This window comes from Pseudomaricurvus sp. ABR4_320 (genome assembly GCF_056159445.1).
Genome location: NZ_JBSWVF010000009.1, coordinates 202,181 through 224,198, shown reverse-complemented (window position 1 = coordinate 224,198; position 22,018 = coordinate 202,181). Strand labels below are relative to the sequence as shown.

Sequence of the window (22,018 nt, the reverse complement as noted above, 5' to 3'; positions counted from 1 at the left end):
ATTCGAACCTTCGACCGCTCGGTTCGTAGCCGAGTACTCTATCCAGCTGAGCTACGAGTGCGTTGAGGCGCGTATACTAGTGACCAGACTTTCCCAAGTCAAGCGAACTTAGAAAAAATTTGTCATCTGACCATGGCGCCAATGACGCCTCATCGAAAATACACACTCATCGCACCACTCTTCTCTCGATTTCCAATCCAAGCGATTCTACTATCCGACGAATGCCTAATAGCTCCGTCTTGGTTGCTACGCGCTTACTATGAGATAATAACTGCGCCATACCCCCCAACATAACGACCACTATCGAGGCACCATTGACCCCCACCATCGAAGACGTGGCTAAGCTGGCCGGAGTATCCATAAAAACGGTTTCCCGTGTCGTCAATATGGAACCCAATGTCCGAGCGACCACAAGAGACAAAGTTCAATCCGCCATTCAGGAACTCGGCTATCAGCCCAATCCCTCCGCCCGTAGCCTCGCGGGTAAACGCTCTTTTCTCATTGGATTGCTCTACGATAGCCTGCTGGCGGGATCCTCTTATGTTGTCAATGTTCAGGGAGGTGTTTTATCTCGTTGCCATCTCGGCGGATACGAATTACTGATTCGCCCCCTCGATTATCAGTCAGAAGATCTCGCGACAAACATCTCGTCAATCATCCAGAAAACACGAATTGACGGAGCCATTCTCATTCCCCCGATTGCCGACTTGCCTGAAGTCACATCGCTGTTTGATGACGCTCAAAAGCCTTACGTTAGACTGTCTCCCGCTGAAATACATCAGACAACCTCTCCCAATGTGCACACAGATGATCAAGGTGCCGCTCAAATCATGACCGAGCACTTGCTTGGCTTAGGACATCGAAATATCGCCTTTGTCATTGGCCATCCAGATCACAAGGCTGTCGCCTTGCGTAAAACTGGCTACAAGACAACCATGGAGAGCGCCGGCATTCACACATCGGATGCGTATTTTGCACAAGGCTACAATACGTTTGAATCTGGGATTGAAGCGGGACGCCGGCTGCTTGCACTGGACCCAAGACCAACAGCAATTTTTGCGAGCAACGACGATATGGCAGCGGGCGTAATGAGTGTTGCCCACGAAATGGGCATAGACATTCCACGACAGCTTTCTGTCGCAGGATTCGATAACTCCGCCATCGCCCAGCAGATCTGGCCAACATTGACGACAATTCGTCAACCAGTGCAAGAAATGGCGCAAGCGGCAACGACGCTGCTACTTGAACGTCTGCGGGCGGGGAAAAGCGCGCAGAGGGAAATAGCCATTCCGTGCGAAATGATTCTAAGAAACTCTACCGGTCCAGCCCCATCATTCTAACAGCCAGTAAGAACGACCAATCGGCTGATAACTAAGCACGAGTTCTTTTTGCCACGAGCAAAAAATAAATGCCAACGGCGATTCCCGCGCAGCCCACTAAAAAAATTGCTGACGGTAATGCTGAATCGTTATAGGCATGCCCGATAAGAAAGCCACTCAGCGCACCACACATTACTTGGACGAAACCAAACACCGACGATGCCCCTCCTGCCGCCTTGTCGAACACCGAAAGCGATAAGATTTGCGTGCAAGGATACACCAAGCCAGCACCGGCAAAAAAACCGCTGAATGGCAACAAAATGACAGCAGTGGGAACATCCACCGCCAACACATACACCAGTAGTGCGACAGCGGACATTAACGCAATCATCAAACCGCAAAAGAGCATTACCTCAGCCCCATAACGATCAACAAATCTGGCACCCACTTGCGATCCAATCAGATAACCACAAATAACCGCCATAAAATAATATCCGAATTGAGTTTCCGGAACTGACATCAATTCAATAAAGACAAAGGGTGCCGATGAAATAAATGAAAACATGCCGGCAAAACTCAAGCTCCCAACTAACACATACCCCATAAAAACAGGGTGAGTAATGCAATCCTTGAAGCTTGAAAGAATACTGCTGAACACCGAGCGAGTTTCATATCGAACGAGGGTAACGTCAGGCACCACAAACCGAGTGAGCAATAATGTCACGACGCCAAACAACCCCAGAACAATAAAATGACTACGCCAGCTGGCTACAGCCAGCAACCAACCACCAACGACGGGCGCAAGTATCGGAGCTAAAGCCATCACACCGGTGAGATACATCATCACCTTCACGGCATCTTTTCCGGCATATAAATCTCTGACGATTGCCCTTGCGACGACCGGACCGCTTGCAGCAGCTAAACCTTGCAAAAGGCGACCGGCAAGCATCGTCGACAAGCTTGTCGACACCAAACAAATGATCGACGCAACGACATAAAGACATAGGCCAATATACAAAATCCGCTTGCGGCCATAGTGATCCGACATCGGGCCATAGAACAATTGGCCGGCGCCGTAACCCACCATAAAAACCGATAACGTAAGCTGAATCGAGGCGTGATCGACGCCAAAATCAGCCATCATTGCCGGCAAGCCTGCCAGATAGAAATCCGTTGAAATGGAGCCGTAACCGACAAGCGCTGCCAGCGCCCCAATAACAACCCAAAATTGTCTAGCAGATGTGTTCACGACAGTCTCACGAGAAAACGAAAACGCCAATGCACAGCCAAACCATTAATACATCTGGGCTCAGGGCTGCAAATACCGTGTGAAAGGATGTCTTGATCTGAATCTCAGAGGTTAGATTGTTTTAACAAACAAAACCTACTGAATAAGGATGGCGGAGAAGGAGGGATTCGAACCCTCGATACCCGTTAAGATATATACCCTTAGCAGGGGCACGCCTTCAGCCACTCGGCCACTTCTCCGTAAATGATGACAAAAGAGCCGCCATCAATGCGGGCGGCATAATAACAATATCCACCCGAAAATCAAAGACTTGGTTTAAAAAATATTGCGAAGTAAAACAGAAAAACTTTTTAGACTGTCAGAGAGAGAACCCTTGGCAGAGCGCGAAGGGTCTTCTCACTAGCAGCTACGAAATCAGAAGACCATCACCCCTGATGCTCTTCATCCTCTTCCTTTTCGCGCTGAATACGTTGATAGATTTCTTCACGGTGAACGGCGATTTCCTTGGGTGCGTTGACACCAATACGAACCTGATTTCCCTTCACCCCCAAGACGGTGACGGTAACCTCATCGCCCACCATCAGGGTCTCACCAATACGCCGGGTCAAAATTAGCATTAAACCTCTCCTTAGAGAATAAAAGCGGGACTCACCATCGCCCCAGCCAAACGGCCAATTTATAGTTTAGATTCTGAGCGCAAAATCGCGCCTACGACTCACTGAGATCAGCGGGGCTTTTGTCCAATTCAAAAGCTTTGTGCAAGCATCGTACCGCCAACTCAAGATAACGTTCATCAATAATGACAGCGATCTTTATTTCTGACGTGGTGATGAGCTGAATATTGATATTGTCCTGCGCCAACGCAGAAAACATCTTTGAAGCAACGCCGGCATGGGATCTCATACCAACACCAACAACAGATACTTTTGCAATTCTGTCATCAGTTCGAACTTCTCTGGCACCGATTTCACGGCTGACCTCATTCAGTATAGACTCTGCTTTTGCCAAATCGTTACGATTGACAGTGAAAGTGAGGTCTGTCGTGCCATCTGCGCCAACATTTTGAACAATAACATCGATTTCAATGTTGGCAGCGCCAATAGGTGCCAGAAGTCTCGCTGCGACGCCTGGAATATCCGGAACGCCCGCAATTGTGACCTTTGCTTCATCTCTATTGAATGCGATGCCAGAGACTAGCGGTTGCTCCATGTTTGAATAATCCTCATCAAGAGTAATCAGGGTGCCAGACCCTTCTTTAAAGCTGTGTAAAACCCGCAGCGGTACATTGTACTTTCCCGCGAACTCTACCGAACGAATTTGCAATACCTTGGAACCCTGGCTGGCCATCTCCAGCATTTCTTCGAAAGTAATTTTTTCCAGACGGCGAGCCCCCTCGCAAACACGAGGATCCGTTGTGTAAACTCCGTCAACGTCTGTGTAAATTTGACATTCATCGGCCTTCAATGCCGCAGCTAAAGCGACCCCAGTGGTGTCAGATCCACCGCGTCCGAGAGTCGTAATATTTCCCTGGCCATCAATCCCCTGAAACCCAGCAACGACAACGACGCGACCTGCGGTCAGGTCACTGCGGATATTATCGACATCGATATCCTGTATGCGCGCCTTGGTAAAGGCGTCATCTGTCAGGATTTTTACCTGACTGCCTGTATAAGAACGAGCATCCCATCCCCGTTTCTTCAGCGCCATGCACAACAAGGCAATGGTCACTTGCTCGCCCGTAGACACCAGAACATCCATTTCACGAGGATCTGGTTTCGCTTGAATTTCGTTCGCCAAACCAATTAACCGATTGGTTTCACCACTCATAGCAGACACGACAATAACAAGATCGTGCCCTTGCTGACGAAAACCAATAATTTTTTCAGCGACAGACTCAATCTTCTCAACGGTTCCGACTGATGTACCGCCATATTTTTGTACAATTAAACTCACGTACTACCCGCTGATCTACACTAAGGCCCTGAAAATAAAAGCCGCCAATTAAACACTAGAACTGGAAGAAAGTTAACCACTTTCCGGGCGCAGACGATAAAAAAGCCGCTATTTGGCGAGCTTTTCGGCAACCCAATCAGTAACCGACGCCAAAACCGAATCCAGTTTTGAAAAATCAGTGCCACCGCCCTGCGCCATGTCTTTTCTGCCGCCACCTTTTCCGCCCAGCGCGGGCGCTACAAAACGCATAAGCTCTCCAGCCTCCACTTTGGTCGTCAAATCGTTACTCACGGCCGCGATCAACGCAATTCGATCATCTGCGGTACCGGCTAACAAGAGTACGCATGGCGCTAATTTGCTCTTTAGCTGATCAGCCGATTCACGCAAGGCTTTGGCATCGGCGCCCTCTAAGGCTTGCGACAAAACCTTCACCCCGTTTACCTCAACGACAGAGGACGCTAAATCTGAGGTGGCGGCCGTCGCCAATTTTGACTTGAGACTGGCAACTTCTTTTTCCAGCGACTTATTCTGCGCGACCAACTGTTCCGTTTTTTCTTCGACAAGCTCGGAAGTTGATTTTACGAGGCGGGCAATATTGTCCAGCTTTTGTTCCTGCTGCAGAGACAATTGCAGCGCATTAAAACCGGTGACCGCTTCGATTCGTCGAACGCCTGCCGCTACCCCAGACTCGGACACGATCCGAAACTGCCCTATGTCGCCCGTACGAGCAACGTGGGTACCGCCACAGAGTTCTACCGAAAAGCCATTCCCCATCGATAATACGCGGACTTCATCACCATATTTCTCGCCGAATAGCGCCATCGCACCGCGGGCTTTTGCGGACTCCATATCGCATACATCAACGCCCACTTCAGTGTTTTCCAACACCCGGCTGTTGACCAGCATCTCGATCGTGCGCAGTTGTGCCTCTGTTACTGGCTCAAAATGAGAGAAATCAAAGCGCAGTCGTGACGAATCGACGAGCGACCCCTTTTGAGTCACGTGATCCCCCAGCACCTCTCTCAAGGCGGCGTGCATTAAATGCGTCGCAGAATGATTGAGCGCGGTCGATTGACGCTTATCGACATCAACCCTGGCGGAAATTTTCTCACCGACAGAAAGCGACCCCCGCTCTATCTCACCAAGATGAATGTGATTGCTTTTGTCTTTTGTGCAATCGGAAACACGAAATGTTCCATTGCTGGAATCAAGCACGCCAGTGTCGCCCACTTGGCCACCAGACTCCGCATAGAATGGCGTAGCATCCAGCAAAATTGCGCCCGACTCTCCGGCACTCAGGGATTCGACCGCAATACCGTCTTTAAAAATGGCAGAGATACGAGAATCCGCCGTTAATTCCTTATAGCCAACAAACTCGGTGCTTTCATCCGCACTAACACCAGCATTGTAATCGACTTTGAAAGCGCTCGACGCCCGACCACGCTCCCGCTGAGCCTCCATCGCTGCTTCATAACCGTCACTGTCAATGTCCAAGCCTTTTTCACGTGCAATATCAGCGGTGAGATCCAGAGGGAAACCATAGGTATCGTATAACGTAAACAACACGTCTCCGGGAATGACCTTGGATTCAAGTTCGGCTAAAAACCCTTCGAGCACGCCCAACCCTTTGTCCAACGTTTTAGCAAACTGCTGCTCTTCAGCGAGAAGTATGCGTTCGACCTGCTCTCTCTTTGCCAGCAACTCTGGATAAGCGTCACCCATTTGCACACCCAGTTCAGCGACCAGACGATAGAAAAATGGCTCTTTGCATCCCAGCTTATGCCCATGCCTAACGGCTCGACGAATAATACGCCGAAGAACATAACCCCTACCCTCATTGGAAGGCAGAACATCATCGCAAATAAGAAATGCCGATGACCGGATATGATCAGCGATCACCCGCAACGATTTATCACTGCGATCTTCTGCACCAGTAACGTCAGCGACGGCAGCTAACAATGCGACAAATAAATCAATCTCATAATTCGAGTGTACGCCCTGCAGAACTGCGGAAATACGCTCTAGCCCCATTCCAGTATCGACAGATGGTTTCGGCAAGGGCGCCATATCGCCATTTGCACTGCGATTAAACTGCATGAAAACGATATTCCAGATCTCTATAAAGCGATCACCGTCCTCTTCCGGTGACCCTGGAGGCCCTCCCCAAATATGGTCGCCGTGGTCGTAGAATATTTCAGTACATGGGCCACAAGGACCCGTGTCACCCATCGCCCAAAAATTATCGGACTGATATTTTTTCCCGTCTTTGTCACCGATTCGAATAATTTTTGTTTCTGGCAATCCGATTTCGTCACGCCAGATACCAAAAGCCTCGTCATCGTCCTCATACACAGTTACCAGCAACTTCTCTATCGGCAAATTCAACCACTGCGACGTCGTCAAAAGCTCCCACGCGAAAGCAATGGCGTCGCGTTTAAAATAATCGCCAAAACTAAAGTTGCCGAGCATTTCAAAAAAGGTGTGGTGGCGCGCGGTATAGCCGACATTTTCGAGATCATTGTGCTTACCTCCGGCTCTGACACAGCGCTGGGAACTCGTCGCCCTGGAATAATCGCGAGGATCATCGCCCAGAAAAACATCTTTGAATTGCACCATGCCTGCATTAGTAAACAACAGTGTCGGGTCGTTCCCTGGAATCAAAGAGCTGCTCGGAACGATCTCATGCCCCTTCGAGCGGAAGAATTCAAGGAAGGCTTGTCTTATTTCTGTACTTTTCATAAATATCGCGAAGGGAATTGTTTACCGGGCAACAAATTAATCAGGTCGGCGAATTATAAAGGAATTGAAGGGAATGTCAGAAAAAACCAAGGAAATAACGCCACGAAACGCAACCAAATAAGCCTCTAGCGCGTTTTGAGCGACAATTTGACCCACACATTCACTCCCAGGGAGCGAGAACTTTAAAAATCGAGGTTAGCTTCTGTGAAGGATTTACCGCCCAGAATATGCAGATGGAGATGAAAGACGGTTTGCCCGGCATCTTCACCATTGTTTACGATCAGGCGAAAAGCATCTCCCACCCCAACCTCTCTGGCTACGTTACCGGCGGTCAACATCAGCTTTCCCAATAGCGCCTTATCGTCATCAGACGCATCGACCAATCTCGGTATCGGCTTGCGGGGAATCACCAACAAATGAATCGGTGCCTTTGGCGCAATATCCCGAATACAAATACAATCATCGTCTTCATAGATCTTATCAGCGGGAATCTCTCCGTTGATAATGCGAGTAAAAATGGAAGGTTCAGTCACGATTTACGGTCCTCAGCACTTATATTGAGAGCTAGCCATCTTGTGCTGCTCTTTTTCATCCAGGGTAATTTGTCGCGCCTCAGCTTCCAACATGACTGGGATACCATCCCGAATAGGGTAAGCTAATCCACTTTCCCAGCAGATCAATTCTTCACGATCGCGATCGTAATCCAACGCCCCTTTACTGATGGGACAGACCAACAGGCTGAGAAGTTTCTTATCAACCATGACTTTAACTCCACTTAAACTGACTTGCACGCCACTGCGCAGCTCTATAAGGATACTACTTACTGGCCTCTGGCGTCACCATCGCCGGCGCCAGTAACTGAGGATCGATGCGTTGATCAAACCAGTTCATTCGCCAATCGAGATGCGGCCCTGTCGCTCGACCTGTCGCTCCGACTTCCGCGATTTCCTGCCCCTGATGAATTTCCTGCCCGACATCAACGAGAATTTTACTGAGGTGGATAAACGTAGAACTCAACCCGTATCCATGATCGATGATCAGCGTACCACCGGAAAAAAACATGTCGTCATTCACCAGAGTCACTTTGCCGCCGGCTGGTGCCACAACACGAGTACCCGTGGGTTGAGCAACATCAACACCGAAATGCGGACGACCGGGTTTACCATTATATACCCGCTGACTGCCGTAAACGCCGGTAATCGGTCCAACCAACGGCCACTGGAAGGCTTCGCGAAAAAACTCCAGCGGCAACACAACGTTGCGCGCGCTTGCGACACTTGCGGCCTCTTTGCGAATTCTGGCCAGCTGCTCTGCCGGAGGTGTTACCGTCTTTTGAGGCACACCTTCGATACGTTGGATATTATAACTGCGCGCCTCAACGGGATAAGTAAAGGTCTGCTGCTCTCCTTGCTCATTGCCTACCAGTAAACTGGCAGACTCAGGAAAATCTCTGCCCAACCCAACCATAAACTCACCGGAAGCTGTCAACGGCAACCGTTTACCTTGAAATTCGACCCATTGCCCCTTCGCCAACTTACCCTGCAGTAATCCTCCTTGAATCCAATTTCCGCGAACCTCCGGTGTAACCACGTCGGCTACGGCATGATGGACTACGCCGAACATCACAAACACAATTAAGGTCAACGATTTAAATGATGAAACTGGAAACAAGGTCACCCCCTGGATTGGATACTTACGTTTAAACCTCAGTATGAATTCAATGATCCTGTCGATAACCAAACGGGACATAGATACACGGAACGCACGCTTGGCGGGACTATAAACTTAGCAGGCAAGGTAAGCCAAGCGGCAATAAAAGCTTAGCGGGAGAAAAATAAGCGGAAGGATAGTTGGCAATACCAGCACTTACGGCAAACTTACAAGAATATTAATTATGAAGATGGTAAGAAGAAAGGGGGCAATCATCCAAGCAACTGGAGGTGATCAAAGTGTTCCCTAGCGAAGCCTCTGTATTGGAGAAACCGAAATTGTTTGGCTTTCTCTCGAGAATCTTTTCCGAAACGTCCGAATTTTTTATCCCACAACCTTTTAGCCTCCGCTTCCCAGTCATGGTCGGAAGACGCCAGCGCGGTGTCGATCGCATCATCGCATAGACCGCGCTCACGCAATTCCATCTGTAATCTTACCGGCCCAAAGCCTTTACGTTTTCGCATCGCGATATAAGCGTCAAGGAAACGCTCATCAGACAAAAGATCGGAAGACTGCAAGTCATCGAGAAGTTCTGCGATATAGACTTTAGCTTCCGGCTTTTTCGTCACCAGCAGCCGCTGTAATTCATAACGAGAGTGCTCTCGACGCGCAAGGCTTGCGAGGGCCACGCGTCGTAAATAGGCTGCGTCATCTGTGCTGATGACGCAGGGCTCATTCTTATCCATAGTCAACTGTGGGTTACTTGGACTCTACAACTTCCAGTGCGACGCCGTCTTTGGTTTTGGCTTTCGTCAGAGGCAGTAGCTCTTGACGAATCGCCGCTTCCAGTTCTTCAGCGACTTCTGTGTTTTCTCTCAAGTAACGAACCACATTATTTTTACCTTGGCCAACTTTATCGCCTTTATAGCTGTACCAAGCACCGGCTTTCTCCATGAGCCCCAACTTGACACCGAAATCAATCAACTCACCGTAGCGGTTAATGCCCTGGCCATAAAGAATTTGGAACTCTGTTTGAGTAAAGGGCGGCGCCACCTTATTTTTGACTACTTTTACTCGGGTGTCCGAGCCGATGACTTCGTCGCCATCTTTAACGGCACCAATACGGCGAATGTCGAGACGAACTGAAGAATAGAACTTTAATGCGTTACCGCCAGTTGTGGTTTCCGGATTGCCAAACATAACGCCAATTTTCATCCGAATCTGGTTAATAAAGATGGCCAGACAATTGGCATTTTTGATGTTGCCGGTAATTTTCCGCAGGGCCTGAGACATCAAGCGAGCCTGTAAGCCTACGTGATGGTCGCCCATCTCACCCTCAATTTCCGCTTTTGGCGTCAACGCCGCTACAGAGTCGACAACCAGAACATCTACAGCGCCCGAGCGCACCAACATATCGGCAACTTCTAGAGCCTGCTCCCCCGTATCCGGCTGAGATACAATGAGATCATCGACGTTAACGCCCAACTTTTCGGCATAGATCGGATCCAGCGCGTGCTCCGCATCAATAAAGGCACAGGTTCCGCCCGCTTTTTGAGCCTCGGCGATAACTTGCAAGGTCAATGTCGTTTTACCAGAAGACTCTGGCCCATATATTTCAACAATACGGCCCTTGGGCAAGCCCCCTATTCCTAACGCGACATCCAGCCCCAGGGAGCCTGTTGAAATCGCGGGGATGGCCTCACGCTCTTTATCCCCCATACGCATGACAGTGCCTTTTCCAAACTGCCGTTCGATTTGGCTCAATGCGGCCTGTAGCGCCTTTTCTTTGTTCTGGTCCATATAACCCTCTTAAATCGATGAATTCTCTGTTCGGTTCATTTTGTCGGCCGCCATCTATCATCCCGATGGCGGCGATTTTTTCCTGTTCTTTGGTGACTGGCGGTCCATATTCTTGCCGTGCTTCTTGCCAGAACATCTCGCCAAGGCAAATCTTCACGCCACACTAACCAGCCCCGTCTTCAAGTTTCAATTCAAGCACAGATTGATTAACTGTACAAGAATACAGCACTAAGTTTTTATACAGCAGAACCATCAAATCAGCTTAAGGTTTGAAGCCCCAATCTAAAGAGCCTTTTGCGACTCAATTTTCTCAAGCACGGCCTTCAATGCAAGACGAGCAGCCTCAACGCGAATCGCGTGGCGATCACCCGACAACCGTAAATGCGTCGCTGTTGTTCCTCTAGCACTGGCGACGGAGAGCCAAACGGTTCCGACAGGCTTTTCAGGCGTACCGCCACCGGGCCCAGCAATACCACTGGTGGCCACGGCAAAATCTGCCCCACGACGCAACACGCCGGCGGTCATGGCGGTAACAACCTGCTCGCTAACGGCACCATAGCGCAGCAAACATTCCTCTGGCACATCCAGCAAACGCTGTTTGCTTTCGTTGGCATAGGTCACCAAACCTTCCTGAAACCAGGCAGAACTGCCGGGAATTTCCGTTAATGCCATGGCAATCATGCCGCCGGTACAGGACTCAGCCGTCCCCAACACACCGCCACTGGACACCAGTATGCGACCGATACCCGCCGCCAATTGATACAGTTCTTCCAACAGACTCCTCCTCCCTCTGCTATCACTCCGCCGGGACTTCAGGAAATTAACGCATTTATTGCAACCACAACAGCCCCTTCTCTTTGTCAGGCGCTATAGTGAATAAGTCTCTCTCTTGTTCTCGCCACGGGAATACGCCATGGTTAGCGTACAGATCGACTCCCCACAGACAATCATTACTCTACGCCCTAATTGCTCGTCCAGTTGGGTTCAAATCTACGGCCTGCTGGCAATACTTTGCGCAACCACCCTGGCCTGGGGAGCGCTTTGGGCGATTGCCGGAGCCTGGTTAATATTGCCCTTTTCTATTGTAGAGACGCTCTTAGCCAGCGTACTGATCTATTACTCCACCGCCAGAAGCCGCTATAGACAGATCATTGTCTTCAGAAATGACTGCATCTTTATATCGGGTCAACAGACACAAACCACGGCAACAAAGTTTCAACAACCGAAATCCCAGCTGCTCGTCGAATCCGCCGCACCTCATACAGAAGAGCGATTCCTGTCCATCAACAACGACCAGGGAATCCGCGTCTCACTGGGAGATTTTCTTACCACCGCAGATAAAGATCGCGTCATTTCACTGTTTACCTCCCAAGGTGTCTCTATTCGGCACCGCCGACTAACCTTCCACACCATGTAAACAGAATTGACTAAACGTCCACAGTGACGCCATTACGATACTCTTCCGGCGTTCTACCGAAATGCTTTTTAAAGGCCCGATAGAAATTATTAGCTTGAGTATAGCCAAGATGATAGGAGATTTGCTGTGCACTGATACGACTATTTAGGAGATAGTCCTCAGCCAACGTCATACGCACCTCCGTAACCAGTGTTCGAAAGCAGGTGCCCTCATCGGTGAGTCGTCGCCGCAATGTGCGCGACGATAACGACAGAACCTCAGCTACGGTCTCCAGCCGAAACGCACAGTGCCCGGGGCGCTCCAGCAAGAGTCGCTTTACTCTGACCGCCGTACCCTCCTGAACATTAATACCAGGAAGTAATCGGCGGATTTGTTGTTCATACAAGGCCTGCTGCGCTCTATTGCTTGAGGACCCTCTCAATGACAGCCACTGACGAGGAATCGCCAGTACGGTGGACGGCTGATCAAATCTAACTCGACACCCCAATAACTGCTGAAACTGACCGTGATAGGACGGCGAGGCGAAATTGAATTCCCCGTAGCTCGCACACGCAGCCAAGCCCTCGGGCAGAATATCCTGAATGCACTTCCACAGAGAGACTATCCAGTACTCCAAAAGAACCTGGGCATAACGCGCTCCAGCCCCTTTCACAGAACACTGCAAAACAAAGTGATCTCGTGTAAGAAAGTGAGAGGGCCTGAGGTCAGGAAACTGCTTTTGAGCCAGAGTCGCACAGAGGTTTATACCGCTCTCGAGAGACGGACTGGACAAGACGGCATAGCCAGCAACGCCCATCGCCTGCAAACGGACCCTTGCGGCAATCCGCAGAGCAATGTTTGGAACCTCGTTTTCTTTCAGCTGAAGCAATAAGCGGAGGAAATCATCGGGTTCTAGCGCCCTTTCCGATGACCACCAGGCCCCGCCAAGACCGCAGTAGTATCCCAGCGCATTGCGATCGACGTAGGAACACTCTTCGATCAACACTTGATTGAGTAAAGCAGCTTGGCGCGCCAGCATCTTGGCTGCTGGATCCATCATTCACCTCTGCTCCAAAACTAATTTCAATTAAGCGATCGACTCATCACAGGATTGATGGTGAAACAACAACAGGTTAGGTGAAGCGATGTCATTTGTCCGAAAATGATACTAATTTTTGGCCAATTATGATACCTCACTGGCCTAAAATGCGAGTTACCTTTGTCTTGGAAGCGATTATTCTGTGAGAAATGCATCACCGAACATAGAGAAGAGCCACGATTATGACCAAGACCTGCATTATCATCGGTGCCAGCCATGCCGCCGCCCAGCTGGGCCCCTCGCTGCGACAGGAAGGCTGGGAAGGAAGAATCCTCGTCATTGGCGATGAACCCCACTTACCCTACCACCGCCCCCCCCTGTCAAAGGGGTTCTTATCGGGAGAGAAATCCTCCGATGACTTATTGATTCGAAGTCAAGCCGCATACGAGAAGGCCGATGTCGAATTCCTGCTGGGAACACGGGTTGAATCCATTGATCGCGTCCTTAAAACCGTCACCCTATCTCACGGAGAGGTATTGAATTACGACAAACTGGCGCTCTGCACGGGATCCCGGGTAAGAACTGTTTCACTGCCGGGTATCGATTTGCCCGGTATTTTTTACCTGCGCGACCTGAAAGACGTGGATCAGATTCGAACCTATGTCGTTTCAGGTAAACAAGCAGTAATCGTAGGGGGCGGATATATCGGCTTGGAAACCGCCGCCTCGCTGACCAAATTAGGCATGGACGTCACCGTCCTAGAAATGGCACCGAGAGTCCTTGCCAGAGTGACCGCACCAGAGCTCAGCGAATTCTATACACGAGTGCACACCGAGGAAGGTGTCAGCATCAAAACCGGCATCGCTGTGGCAGGGTTTGAAGGAGAACGTCAGGTAAAAGGTGTCACCTGCGCTGACGGCACCCACTTCGACGCAGACCTGGTCGTCGTCGGCGTTGGTATTGTTCCCAACATTGAACTTGCCGAAGCCGCCGGCCTACCCATTGAGAATGGTATTCTGGTCGACAAATTCGCGCGCACTCAAGATTCCGACATCGTCGCCGTGGGGGACTGCACGAACCACCCCAACGACTTTTATGGCATTCGATTACGACTGGAATCCGTGCCCAATGCCACTGAACAGGCAAAATCGGCAGCGGCAAGTCTTTGTGGTAAAGACAAGATCTACCATTCTCTGCCCTGGTTTTGGTCCGATCAGTTCGACCTGAAATTACAGATTGCCGGCCTGAGTCAGGGCTACGATCAGGTTGTCATTCGCGGCGATATTCATCAAGGCCGCAGCTTTGCTGCGTTTTACTTAAAAGAGGGTAAATTGATCGCCGCCGATTGCGTCAATCGCCCACAGGAATTTATGTTTACCAAGAAATTACTCGCCTCAGGCCAATCCGTTGATCCGGCACGATTGGCAGATGAATCAGTCCCCCCTAAGGAATTTGCCCGTTAATCCCCCATGAGCGCCTCGCTGAACTCAACACCGGAGCGTGATAAACTCCGGCACCGGTGTTCACGAGGTGTCCATGAAATTTTCCCAGTTTGGTCAGAAATTCGGCGGCGAGTCCTCCATCGTCAACCTGATGGACGACTTAGGTACCGCACTTAACGAAAATCCCGATATGATTTTTATGGGGGGCGGCAACCCGGCAAAAATTCCGGCAGTGGAAGAAGCCTATCGCAGTAACTTAACGCGAATTCTCGACACCCAAGATGCAACCGGCAAACTGCTCGGCACCTACCAGTCACCCCAGGGGGACAAAGAGTTTCGGCAGCATCTCGCCAGCTACCTCAAACGGCAATACCAGTGGCCTCTGAATGCCAACAACATTGCCATATGCAACGGCAGTCAACCTGCGTTCTTTATTCTTTATAACCTGCTCGCAGGCCCCACAGAACAAAACCGTGTGCGGCGCATTCATTTTCCGGTCAGCCCAGAGTATCTCGGCTATAGGGATCTTGGCCTTAGCGAAGGCCTTTTTTCCGCTACTCGCCCTGGCATTGAGCGATTGCCCAACCATTTATTTAAATACAGAGTCGACTTCTCCCAACTGGCGATTGATAACGATGTGGCAGCGCTCAGCATTTCGCGGCCAACCAATCCTACGGGGAACGTAATAACGGACGAAGAACTGGCACAGCTGAGCAGCATCGCCGAAGAGAGAGAGATCCCGCTTATAATAGACGGCGCCTACGGTCTTCCCTTTCCCGGCATTCTTTTTACACGTGCCAGTAATTTCTGGAATGAAAACACCGTTTTGGCACTCAGCCTTTCCAAGTTGGGCCTGCCTGGTATTCGCACCGGCATCGTTATTGGAAGCGAAGAACTCATCCAGGCCTTCGTCAACGCCAATACCGTGATCAACCTGGCTGCAGGAACTCTCGGCCCGTCTCTGATTCATCGACTGTTCGCCAACGGAGAACTTCAATCGTTGTCTCAGAATTACATTGCCCCCTATTACCTCCACGCCGCAGAACGCACGCTCGATGCGTTGCGCACGTCGCTCGCCGGATTACCCTTCCATATCCACAAACCGGAAGGTGCCATCTTCCTCTGGTTGTGGCTTGAGGGACTTCCAATATCCAGCCAACAACTCTACCAGCGTTTAAAAGCACGTGGGGTTCTGGTGGTACCCGGCGAGAGTTTTTTCCTCGGGTTAAAAGAAGACTGGCAACACAGCCGGGAATGCCTGAGGATCTCCTATGCGCAACCCTGGGAAAAGGTTCGCCAGGGTATCACCATCATTGCCGATGAAGTTCACCGCGCCTACCGCGGGGGCTGATCAGCAATAAACGGGGCTTCCAAAGCGTCAAATTTGGCGGTTTTGCCGTTACAATGACGCTGACCGCGAGCCACGTGTAACTATTTCTTCAAATGGAGGTTTTCCCCTCTTCAATTCTCTGGGGAAAAGCCAGTATAATTGCGCGCATTTTTTGACCCCGAAATTTCGAAGGCTTCCAATGACTGATTTATCCACGTACAGAAATATTGGTATTTTCGCCCACGTTGACGCCGGCAAGACCACTACCACTGAACGTATTCTGAAACTGACCGGTAAGATCCACAAAATTGGCGAAGTCCACGAGGGTGAGTCCACCACCGACTTCATGGAACAGGAAGCCGAGCGTGGGATTACCATTCAATCCGCTGCGGTTACCTGTGAATGGAATGGCCACCGTCTGAACGTTATCGACACCCCGGGGCACGTCGACTTCACCGTTGAGGTATACCGTTCTCTGAAAGTACTCGATGGCGGTATCGGCGTTTTCTGTGGTTCTGGCGGTGTTGAGCCCCAGTCCGAAACCAACTGGCGCTACGCCAACGAATCTGAAGTCGCCCGTATCATCTTCGTCAACAAGCTTGACCGCGTTGGTGCCGACTTCCTGAATGTCGTCGACCAGGTGAAAAACGTTCTGGGCGCCAAGCCTCTGGTTATGGTTCTGCCGATTGGCCGCGAGGACACTTTTACGGGTGTTGTCGACCTGCTCACTCAGAAAGCGTATATCTGGGACGAGTCCGGCCAACCAGAGAACTACACCATTGAAGACATCCCTGCCGACATGGCCGACGATGTTGCCATGTACCGCGAGCAACTGATCGAAACCGCTGTTGAGCTGGACGACGATCTGATGATGGCTTACATGGAAGGTGAAGAACCTTCTATTGAGGACCTCAAGCGCTGCATTCGTAAAGGCACCCGTGATCTAACGTTCTTCCCAACCTTCTGTGGCTCTGCGTTCAAGAACAAAGGTATGCAGTTGGTTCTGGATGCGGTTGTTGATTACCTGCCCTCACCTACTGAAGTGGATCCACAGGATCTGACCGACGAAGAAGGTAATCCAACCGGTGAAAAAGCCATCGTTAGTGCTGACGAGCCTCTGCGCGCTCTGGCATTCAAAATTATGGATGACCGCTTCGGTGCTTTGACCTTCGTACGCATCTACTCGGGCAAACTCGCCAAAGGCGATACCATCCTCAACTCCTTCACAGGCAAGACCGAACGTGTTGGACGTATGGTGGAAATGCAGGCGGACGAGCGTAACGAGCTGACCAATGCTCAAGCCGGCGACATTATCGCCATCGTTGGCATGAAGAACGTACAGACCGGTCACACCCTGTGTGATCCGAAGAACCCCTGTACCCTGGAAGCGATGGTGTTCCCGGATCCCGTTATCTCCATCGCTGTTGCCCCTAAAGACAAAGGCGGTGCAGAGAAAATGGGTATCGCCATCGGCAAGATGGTTGCGGAAGATCCTTCTTTCCGTGTAGAGACTGATGAAGACAGCGGCGAAACCATTCTCAAGGGAATGGGCGAACTGCACCTGGATATTAAAGTAGACATCCTCAAGCGTACCTACGGTGTTGAATTGATTGTTGGTCAGCCTCAGGTTGCTTACCGCGAAACCATTACTACTCCGGTTGAAGACAGCTATACCCACAAGAAGCAGTCTGGTGGTTCTGGACAGTACGGTAAAATCGATTACCGCATCCGTCCCGGCGAGCCCAACTCTGGCTTCACCTTTACCTCGACAGTTGTGGGCGGTAACGTACCTAAGGAATTCTTCCCCGCTATTGAGAAAGGTTTTGGTGGCATGATGGCTGAAGGTCCTCTGGCTGGATTCCCGGTACTGGATGTTGAAGTCGAATTGTATGACGGTGCTTACCATGCGGTTGACTCTTCCGCGATTGCGTTTGAAATTGCCGCCAAAGGTGCTTTCCGTCAGTCAATGCCGAAAGCAGGTCCACAGCTGCTCGAGCCTATTATGAAGGTCGACGTGTTCACTCCTGAAGATCATGTGGGTGATGTAATTGGTGACCTTAACCGTCGTCGCGGCATGATCAAGTCTCAGGAGCCTGGTGCTACTGGCGTTCGAGTGAAAGCGGATGTGCCTCTTTCAGAGATGTTTGGTTACATTGGCCACCTGCGCACCATGACCTCTGGCCGCGGCCAGTTCTCCATGGAATTCTCTCACTACAGCCCTTGCCCAAACCAAGTGGCAGAAGAAGTGATTGCCAAGGCCAAAGAGAAAAAAGCCAAGGGTTAATCTCAATGGCACTGGCCCCACACTCAATAGTGAGGGCCAGCAAAAAACCTCCTTCGCGTCAGCGTTGGAGGTTTTTTTATGCCTACCGTTTAACCCAGAGAAAGCTTTTATCCGTAGATCTTGTCGAATAAAATGCCAAAAGAGTGAAAATATGCCCACCTTCACTGAGACGGTTTCCAACCCATGACGGAAAATGAGGCCTATAGAAGGCTCAATCTATTCCCTGGTTCCAGCCTTGCCGACATAAAGTATGCCTATCGCCGCCTGGTTGCCCGCTACCACCCGGATCGCAATCCCGGTTGCCCGCAAGCTGCGGAGACGTTTCAGGCTGTGGATACCGCATATCGCCTGCTATCAAACCGTGTAGGTTCGAACCTTTCCTCGGAGTCTGCTGTGGACAAAGGCGAAGCGCCAAAAAGAGAGGAGCGTCGAAAAAAAGAAGCAAGTCGAGGCAGAGAATCCGCCCATGACGGCAATCGGCGTCAGCGGAATCGTGATGACGAGGTGGAATTATGTCGAAGACAAAGACGAGGAGACAGATCTCAAAGACGCTTTGGATGGCAGCTCCCGGACGAATACATTGGAACTCACATCAGTAGAGAAATTTAAACGGTGCTGGCGGCGATATTCATTAGACTCACTAGAACTCTGACGACTTCACTCGACTGCGCAACCTTTTAAGCTGGCTTTTCTTACCTTTATTGTCGAGTCGACGACGCACACTTGACCGAGTAGGCTTGGTATCCACACGAACTTTCTGACAAAGCAACCCAGCCCGCAGAAAATCTTCCAAGCGCTGCAACGCATCATCGCGATTCTTATCTTGGGAGCGATGTCGCTGAGCTTTGATGATCAATTCGCCGTCGGAACTGATGCGGCTATCCCGTTGACGCAATAGCTTTTCTTTCACGTTTTCCGGTAGACGAGACTGCCGAATATCCCAGCGCAAATGAATTGCACTGGACGTTTTATTTACTTTTTGTCCGCCTGGGCCACTCGCACGCATCGCCTGCAAATTCAGCTCATCCAACGCGACATTAAGAAATTCTGACCTGTACATCCTGGTATAAATCCGCTCTCCACTGGCAAGCCTTCGGCTTGCAAGCGCCCACTGTAACGATTGAATGCCGGAAAAGAAAGCCTCCGACAGAGAGGATAAACATCGACAAGTACAGAATCTATAAAGTTGCGGGCAAACTGATTCAGCTATGGCTAAGGTAGCGTTAACGTAAACACACCGCCCCCGAGCTCACCGCCATTTTCCAGCGTTACGAATCCCTGCCTTTCACCCACAACATGCATTTGCGCAACCTGCTGCGCAAAATAAAGACCCAAGTGGGTATTCCCACGAGAAAAATCGACCTTTTTCTGGGGTTCAAGTCCCGGATTAGAGAGCATATAGTCAGGGTAACCATCACCGTCTTCAGCGATAACAATTTCCAATTGCTTGTCGACAATGCGCGCGGTAATGGTCAACCGTGTTTTGCTGTAACGAGCGCAGTTGACCATGACATTGTTAAGAACACCACCGATCAATTCGGCATCCATATACCAATCGAGATCTTCATCACAATCGATTCGGACATCCAGCTCACGGGTACGAAACAACATATCATTCCGCGCAACCTGATCTTCGATAATCTCCACCACATAGCACTCCTCTTGGTGCATAGGCATGTGATCATTTTGCATGCGGTAGATCGCCAACAACTGAATAAGCTCCGTATTAATGCGCGACGCTTCGTATTGGAGAGTTGCAAAGCGCGTGAGCTGCCGACTTTCTTCCGGTGTCATTTCATCGAGAATCTCTGCCAAAGAATGCAATAGCATTCCCAGAGAGTTTTTCATGTCATGGACGCTAGACGCCAGTATTAGTGAGAAGTCGTTACTGTCCTGAGAATTCATGGTCTTCCCATTCCGCTGAGTGTATTAATCATCATGTCGACGCAATTTTGCTTCTTTCTGCAGGGTCGCAAACATCTGCTGAAGCTGCATAAAGCGCGAAAACTGGGCGTGATCTTGCTGCATGGTTTCACTGAGGTGTTTGATCAGCCCCTGACAACGGGATGCAGACCCCGCTGGCGCGTCACCGCTGCGCATGCAGCCGATAAGCGCTTGGATTAAATTTAATTTTACGCCTGGGTGATTGGGAAATAGACGACCTGCGTAATCAAAGCACTCAAGAGATTTGATGTAGTTTTTCGCCTGATAAAAGCCAATCCCTTGGTTATTAATTTTTGTCACCATTTTTCGGCTGGCATCGGAAACCGGCTCATCAAGCCACGGATCAATCAGAGCTAGCGCTTCCTGATCTCCCTTGAAATCAGCCAGATAGTTTTCAATCAGACGATCACATTCTTCTTCTCTTCCGAGCTTTTTCAAAGCTGCCAACGCATCGATGCGGGCTTGCGCGGATAAATCTCCAGACAACAACGTATCGCCCAAATTGCTTAAGAGGTTTTCTGCCTGATCAACACTCCCTTGAGCAACCAACAATTGCGCTTGCAAGAGATGCAGCTGGATTTGGTTATCGTCATCCAGCTGCCCATTTTTTTGCAGCCGTTTCAACGCTTTCAAACCATCGCTGATCAGTTCTGCATTTGCATCATCTCCTGTTCGCCCAACCCACTTTGCGCTGACGCGGGCAAATTGTAGGTGATTTGCAGGATCATCCTGACAGGAATTCGCCCCCAGCCGGACAACCTTACTGTAGGCTCGTGCAGCTACGGGCAAATCCTGATTTTCATCCGCCGTTTTCGCGAGAGCCAGCTGGCGAGGCAAAGACAGAGGTGAACTCTCCACAGCTCGTTGCTGAACATCCTGCAACTCTTGCTGACGATTCTCTTTGCTGTATATTTCTGCTAGCGCATCGTACGCTTGCAAACAATAGGGATTGGTCGCGAGAATTCTCTCGAGCCATTCGATTGCCTTGTCAACGTCGCCAGCAGCAAGCCTAACCTTGGCCATACCGACTTGAGCCCATTCTTGAGGGCGAACCTCAAGAACTTTGACAAAGGTATTCTTCGCCTCTTCAATCCGGCCCATCTCCAAATAAAGATCGCCCAGAACTTTTTGATACTGTGGTGTGTAGCGGCTTTCGTTTTTAATTGCTCGCTCAGCAATCGCAATCGCCTTTTTCTTTTCACCTAAATCGAGAGATTCGTAGAACCCCCCCATTTCCAGGCGCTGTTTTAGCAAACGTCCGAGGCGCTGCTGTAGGCTTTTAGCGGTAATTGGCTTAGTGACATAGCCGTCAGGAGCATAATCGACGGCAGAAAGAATAATACTCTGGCCACTTTCTGCAGAGACCAGCAGAAAGATGCTTTGCGTCGGCAAGAGATGTCGCAACCGTAATTCTTCCAATACTTGCTGACCGTTTGCACCATCGCCGAGATTGTAATCGCACAAGACGACGTCGAAGGTTTCTTTGATGCAAGCCTCGACAGCCCGCTCACCGTTGCTTGCCATTCGAACGGTTTGGCAGCCAAAGGTTGATAACATCCGCGCCAAAGTATTGCGAAAACTATCAAAGTCATCGACAACAAGAACCTTTAGAGCCGAGAAATCTTTAAAACTCATAGAAACGCTGCTCTGCAGGGAAAAAATACCCTGGCCTCTTCCCGACGGGCTGGCGCCACAGGAAGTGCAACAGCGAAAAATATACAAATGTCCTGTATGGTCATTCCCGAGGTTCCGTGATCGCGTGTGCTGGTCACCCATATGCGCCCACCCCGTAGACGCATAAAGTCAACCCAGCTTATTCATACTAAAAGAATAGACTATACATCCGCTCAATAGATTGAGTATTTCGCTGACT

Annotated in this window: 20 protein-coding genes and 1 tRNA gene; 6 read left to right on the top strand and 15 right to left on the bottom strand. The window is 50.2% G+C overall.

Annotated features, from left to right (window positions below; translation table 11 throughout):
- The first annotated feature begins 314 nt into the window (after window positions 1-314).
- Complete coding sequence (locus ACXAFR_RS18555) at window positions 315-1,340, top strand: LacI family DNA-binding transcriptional regulator (protein WP_475179430.1); 1,026 nt, start codon at window positions 315-317, stop codon at window positions 1,338-1,340.
- 31 nt (window positions 1,341-1,371) lie between these two features.
- Here ACXAFR_RS18555 and ACXAFR_RS18550 read toward each other — a convergent pair whose 3' ends face one another.
- The 11 genes from ACXAFR_RS18550 to ACXAFR_RS18500 form a co-directional block, all read right to left on the bottom strand.
- Entirely contained in the window at window positions 1,372-2,568 is a 1,197-nt protein-coding gene (locus ACXAFR_RS18550) for a multidrug effflux MFS transporter (RefSeq protein WP_475179428.1), read from the bottom strand.
- A gap of 149 nt (window positions 2,569-2,717) precedes the next feature.
- A tRNA-Ser gene (locus tag ACXAFR_RS18545) sits at window positions 2,718-2,807 on the bottom strand.
- Window positions 2,808-2,993: 186 nt separating this feature from the next.
- On the bottom strand, window positions 2,994-3,185 hold the full coding sequence (gene csrA, locus ACXAFR_RS18540) for a carbon storage regulator CsrA (protein ID WP_475179427.1): 192 nt from the start codon (window positions 3,183-3,185) through the stop codon (window positions 2,994-2,996).
- Window positions 3,186-3,276: 91 nt separating this feature from the next.
- Window positions 3,277-4,521: an aspartate kinase gene (locus tag ACXAFR_RS18535; protein ID WP_475179425.1), complete on the bottom strand. Its 1,245-nt coding sequence runs from the start codon at window positions 4,519-4,521 to the stop codon at window positions 3,277-3,279.
- A 108-nt stretch (window positions 4,522-4,629) separates the two neighbouring features.
- On the bottom strand, window positions 4,630-7,260 hold the full coding sequence (gene alaS / locus ACXAFR_RS18530; RefSeq protein ID WP_475179423.1) for an alanine--tRNA ligase: 2,631 nt from the start codon (window positions 7,258-7,260) through the stop codon (window positions 4,630-4,632).
- A 182-nt stretch (window positions 7,261-7,442) separates the two neighbouring features.
- Complete coding sequence (locus tag ACXAFR_RS18525) at window positions 7,443-7,796, bottom strand: histidine triad nucleotide-binding protein (protein ID WP_475179446.1); 354 nt, start codon at window positions 7,794-7,796, stop codon at window positions 7,443-7,445.
- A 9-nt stretch (window positions 7,797-7,805) separates the two neighbouring features.
- Window positions 7,806-8,021, bottom strand: a complete 216-nt coding sequence (locus ACXAFR_RS18520; RefSeq protein ID WP_475179422.1) for a Trm112 family protein — start codon at window positions 8,019-8,021, stop codon at window positions 7,806-7,808.
- 55 nt (window positions 8,022-8,076) lie between these two features.
- A complete protein-coding gene (locus tag ACXAFR_RS18515) occupies window positions 8,077-9,009 on the bottom strand; it encodes a M23 family metallopeptidase (RefSeq protein WP_475179419.1) in 933 nt (310 codons plus the stop codon).
- 173 nt (window positions 9,010-9,182) lie between these two features.
- A complete protein-coding gene (locus ACXAFR_RS18510) occupies window positions 9,183-9,656 on the bottom strand; it encodes a regulatory protein RecX (RefSeq protein WP_475179417.1) in 474 nt (157 codons plus the stop codon).
- A gap of 13 nt (window positions 9,657-9,669) precedes the next feature.
- Window positions 9,670-10,710 (bottom strand): recombinase RecA, encoded by a 1,041-nt coding sequence (recA, locus tag ACXAFR_RS18505; protein WP_475179415.1) that lies wholly within the window; start codon window positions 10,708-10,710, stop codon window positions 9,670-9,672.
- Window positions 10,711-10,992: 282 nt separating this feature from the next.
- On the bottom strand, window positions 10,993-11,484 hold the full coding sequence (locus tag ACXAFR_RS18500; RefSeq protein WP_475179412.1) for a CinA family protein: 492 nt from the start codon (window positions 11,482-11,484) through the stop codon (window positions 10,993-10,995).
- A 139-nt stretch (window positions 11,485-11,623) separates the two neighbouring features.
- Between ACXAFR_RS18500 and ACXAFR_RS18495 the strand changes: the two genes are divergently transcribed.
- Entirely contained in the window at window positions 11,624-12,127 is a 504-nt protein-coding gene (locus tag ACXAFR_RS18495) for a DUF2244 domain-containing protein (RefSeq protein WP_475179409.1), read from the top strand.
- A 10-nt stretch (window positions 12,128-12,137) separates the two neighbouring features.
- Here the strand turns inward: ACXAFR_RS18495 and ACXAFR_RS18490 are convergent, their stop codons facing one another.
- On the bottom strand, window positions 12,138-13,166 hold the full coding sequence (locus ACXAFR_RS18490; RefSeq protein WP_475179408.1) for a helix-turn-helix transcriptional regulator: 1,029 nt from the start codon (window positions 13,164-13,166) through the stop codon (window positions 12,138-12,140).
- Window positions 13,167-13,387: 221 nt separating this feature from the next.
- Between ACXAFR_RS18490 and ACXAFR_RS18485 the strand changes: the two genes are divergently transcribed.
- The 4 genes from ACXAFR_RS18485 to ACXAFR_RS18470 all read left to right on the top strand — a co-directional run bounded on the left by ACXAFR_RS18485 (window position 13,388) and on the right by ACXAFR_RS18470 (window position 18,810).
- The gene (locus ACXAFR_RS18485; RefSeq protein WP_475179404.1) at window positions 13,388-14,608 is read left to right on the top strand and encodes an NAD(P)/FAD-dependent oxidoreductase; all 1,221 of its coding nucleotides are present in this window, start codon (window positions 13,388-13,390) and stop codon (window positions 14,606-14,608) included.
- A 73-nt stretch (window positions 14,609-14,681) separates the two neighbouring features.
- The gene (locus ACXAFR_RS18480) at window positions 14,682-15,938 is read left to right on the top strand and encodes a valine--pyruvate transaminase (RefSeq protein ID WP_475179402.1); all 1,257 of its coding nucleotides are present in this window, start codon (window positions 14,682-14,684) and stop codon (window positions 15,936-15,938) included.
- A gap of 178 nt (window positions 15,939-16,116) precedes the next feature.
- Window positions 16,117-18,201, top strand: a complete 2,085-nt coding sequence (fusA, locus tag ACXAFR_RS18475; protein WP_475179401.1) for an elongation factor G — start codon at window positions 16,117-16,119, stop codon at window positions 18,199-18,201.
- Window positions 18,202-18,384: 183 nt separating this feature from the next.
- Window positions 18,385-18,810, top strand: a complete 426-nt coding sequence (locus ACXAFR_RS18470; RefSeq protein WP_475179399.1) for a J domain-containing protein — start codon at window positions 18,385-18,387, stop codon at window positions 18,808-18,810.
- A 31-nt stretch (window positions 18,811-18,841) separates the two neighbouring features.
- Here ACXAFR_RS18470 and arfB read toward each other — a convergent pair whose 3' ends face one another.
- The 3 genes from arfB to ACXAFR_RS18455 all read right to left on the bottom strand — a co-directional run bounded on the left by arfB (window position 18,842) and on the right by ACXAFR_RS18455 (window position 21,780).
- Window positions 18,842-19,261 carry an alternative ribosome rescue aminoacyl-tRNA hydrolase ArfB gene (gene arfB / locus ACXAFR_RS18465; RefSeq protein WP_475179397.1) on the bottom strand — a complete coding sequence of 140 codons (420 nt, stop codon included), beginning with the start codon at window positions 19,259-19,261 and terminating at the stop codon, window positions 18,842-18,844.
- A gap of 152 nt (window positions 19,262-19,413) precedes the next feature.
- Complete coding sequence (locus ACXAFR_RS18460; RefSeq protein ID WP_475179395.1) at window positions 19,414-20,106, bottom strand: sensor histidine kinase; 693 nt, start codon at window positions 20,104-20,106, stop codon at window positions 19,414-19,416.
- Window positions 20,107-20,130: 24 nt separating this feature from the next.
- Window positions 20,131-21,780, bottom strand: coding sequence for a response regulator (locus ACXAFR_RS18455; RefSeq protein WP_475179393.1), 1,650 nt, complete (start codon window positions 21,778-21,780; stop codon window positions 20,131-20,133).
- Window positions 21,781-22,018 lie beyond the last annotated feature (238 nt).

Excerpts from the sequence above, each read along its gene's own strand:
- arfB (WP_475179397.1), bottom strand. The coding sequence starts at position 19,261 with ATGTACAGGTCAGAATTTCTTAATGTCGCGTTGGATGAGCTGAATTTG.
- ACXAFR_RS18470 (WP_475179399.1), top strand. The coding sequence starts at position 18,385 with ATGACGGAAAATGAGGCCTATAGAAGGCTCAATCTATTCCCTGGTTCC.
- ACXAFR_RS18460 (WP_475179395.1), bottom strand. The coding sequence starts at position 20,106 with ATGAATTCTCAGGACAGTAACGACTTCTCACTAATACTGGCGTCTAGC.
- ACXAFR_RS18455 (WP_475179393.1), bottom strand. The coding sequence starts at position 21,780 with ATGAGTTTTAAAGATTTCTCGGCTCTAAAGGTTCTTGTTGTCGATGAC.
- csrA (WP_475179427.1), bottom strand. The coding sequence starts at position 3,185 with ATGCTAATTTTGACCCGGCGTATTGGTGAGACCCTGATGGTGGGCGAT.
- alaS (WP_475179423.1), bottom strand. The coding sequence starts at position 7,260 with ATGAAAAGTACAGAAATAAGACAAGCCTTCCTTGAATTCTTCCGCTCG.
- ACXAFR_RS18495 (WP_475179409.1), top strand. The coding sequence starts at position 11,624 with ATGGTTAGCGTACAGATCGACTCCCCACAGACAATCATTACTCTACGC.
- ACXAFR_RS18520 (WP_475179422.1), bottom strand. The coding sequence starts at position 8,021 with ATGGTTGATAAGAAACTTCTCAGCCTGTTGGTCTGTCCCATCAGTAAA.
- ACXAFR_RS18510 (WP_475179417.1), bottom strand. The coding sequence starts at position 9,656 with ATGGATAAGAATGAGCCCTGCGTCATCAGCACAGATGACGCAGCCTAT.
- ACXAFR_RS18490 (WP_475179408.1), bottom strand. The coding sequence starts at position 13,166 with ATGATGGATCCAGCAGCCAAGATGCTGGCGCGCCAAGCTGCTTTACTC.
- ACXAFR_RS18485 (WP_475179404.1), top strand. The coding sequence starts at position 13,388 with ATGACCAAGACCTGCATTATCATCGGTGCCAGCCATGCCGCCGCCCAG.
- ACXAFR_RS18515 (WP_475179419.1), bottom strand. The coding sequence starts at position 9,009 with ATGTCCCGTTTGGTTATCGACAGGATCATTGAATTCATACTGAGGTTT.
- fusA (WP_475179401.1), top strand. The coding sequence starts at position 16,117 with ATGACTGATTTATCCACGTACAGAAATATTGGTATTTTCGCCCACGTT.
- ACXAFR_RS18480 (WP_475179402.1), top strand. The coding sequence starts at position 14,682 with ATGAAATTTTCCCAGTTTGGTCAGAAATTCGGCGGCGAGTCCTCCATC.
- recA (WP_475179415.1), bottom strand. The coding sequence starts at position 10,710 with ATGGACCAGAACAAAGAAAAGGCGCTACAGGCCGCATTGAGCCAAATC.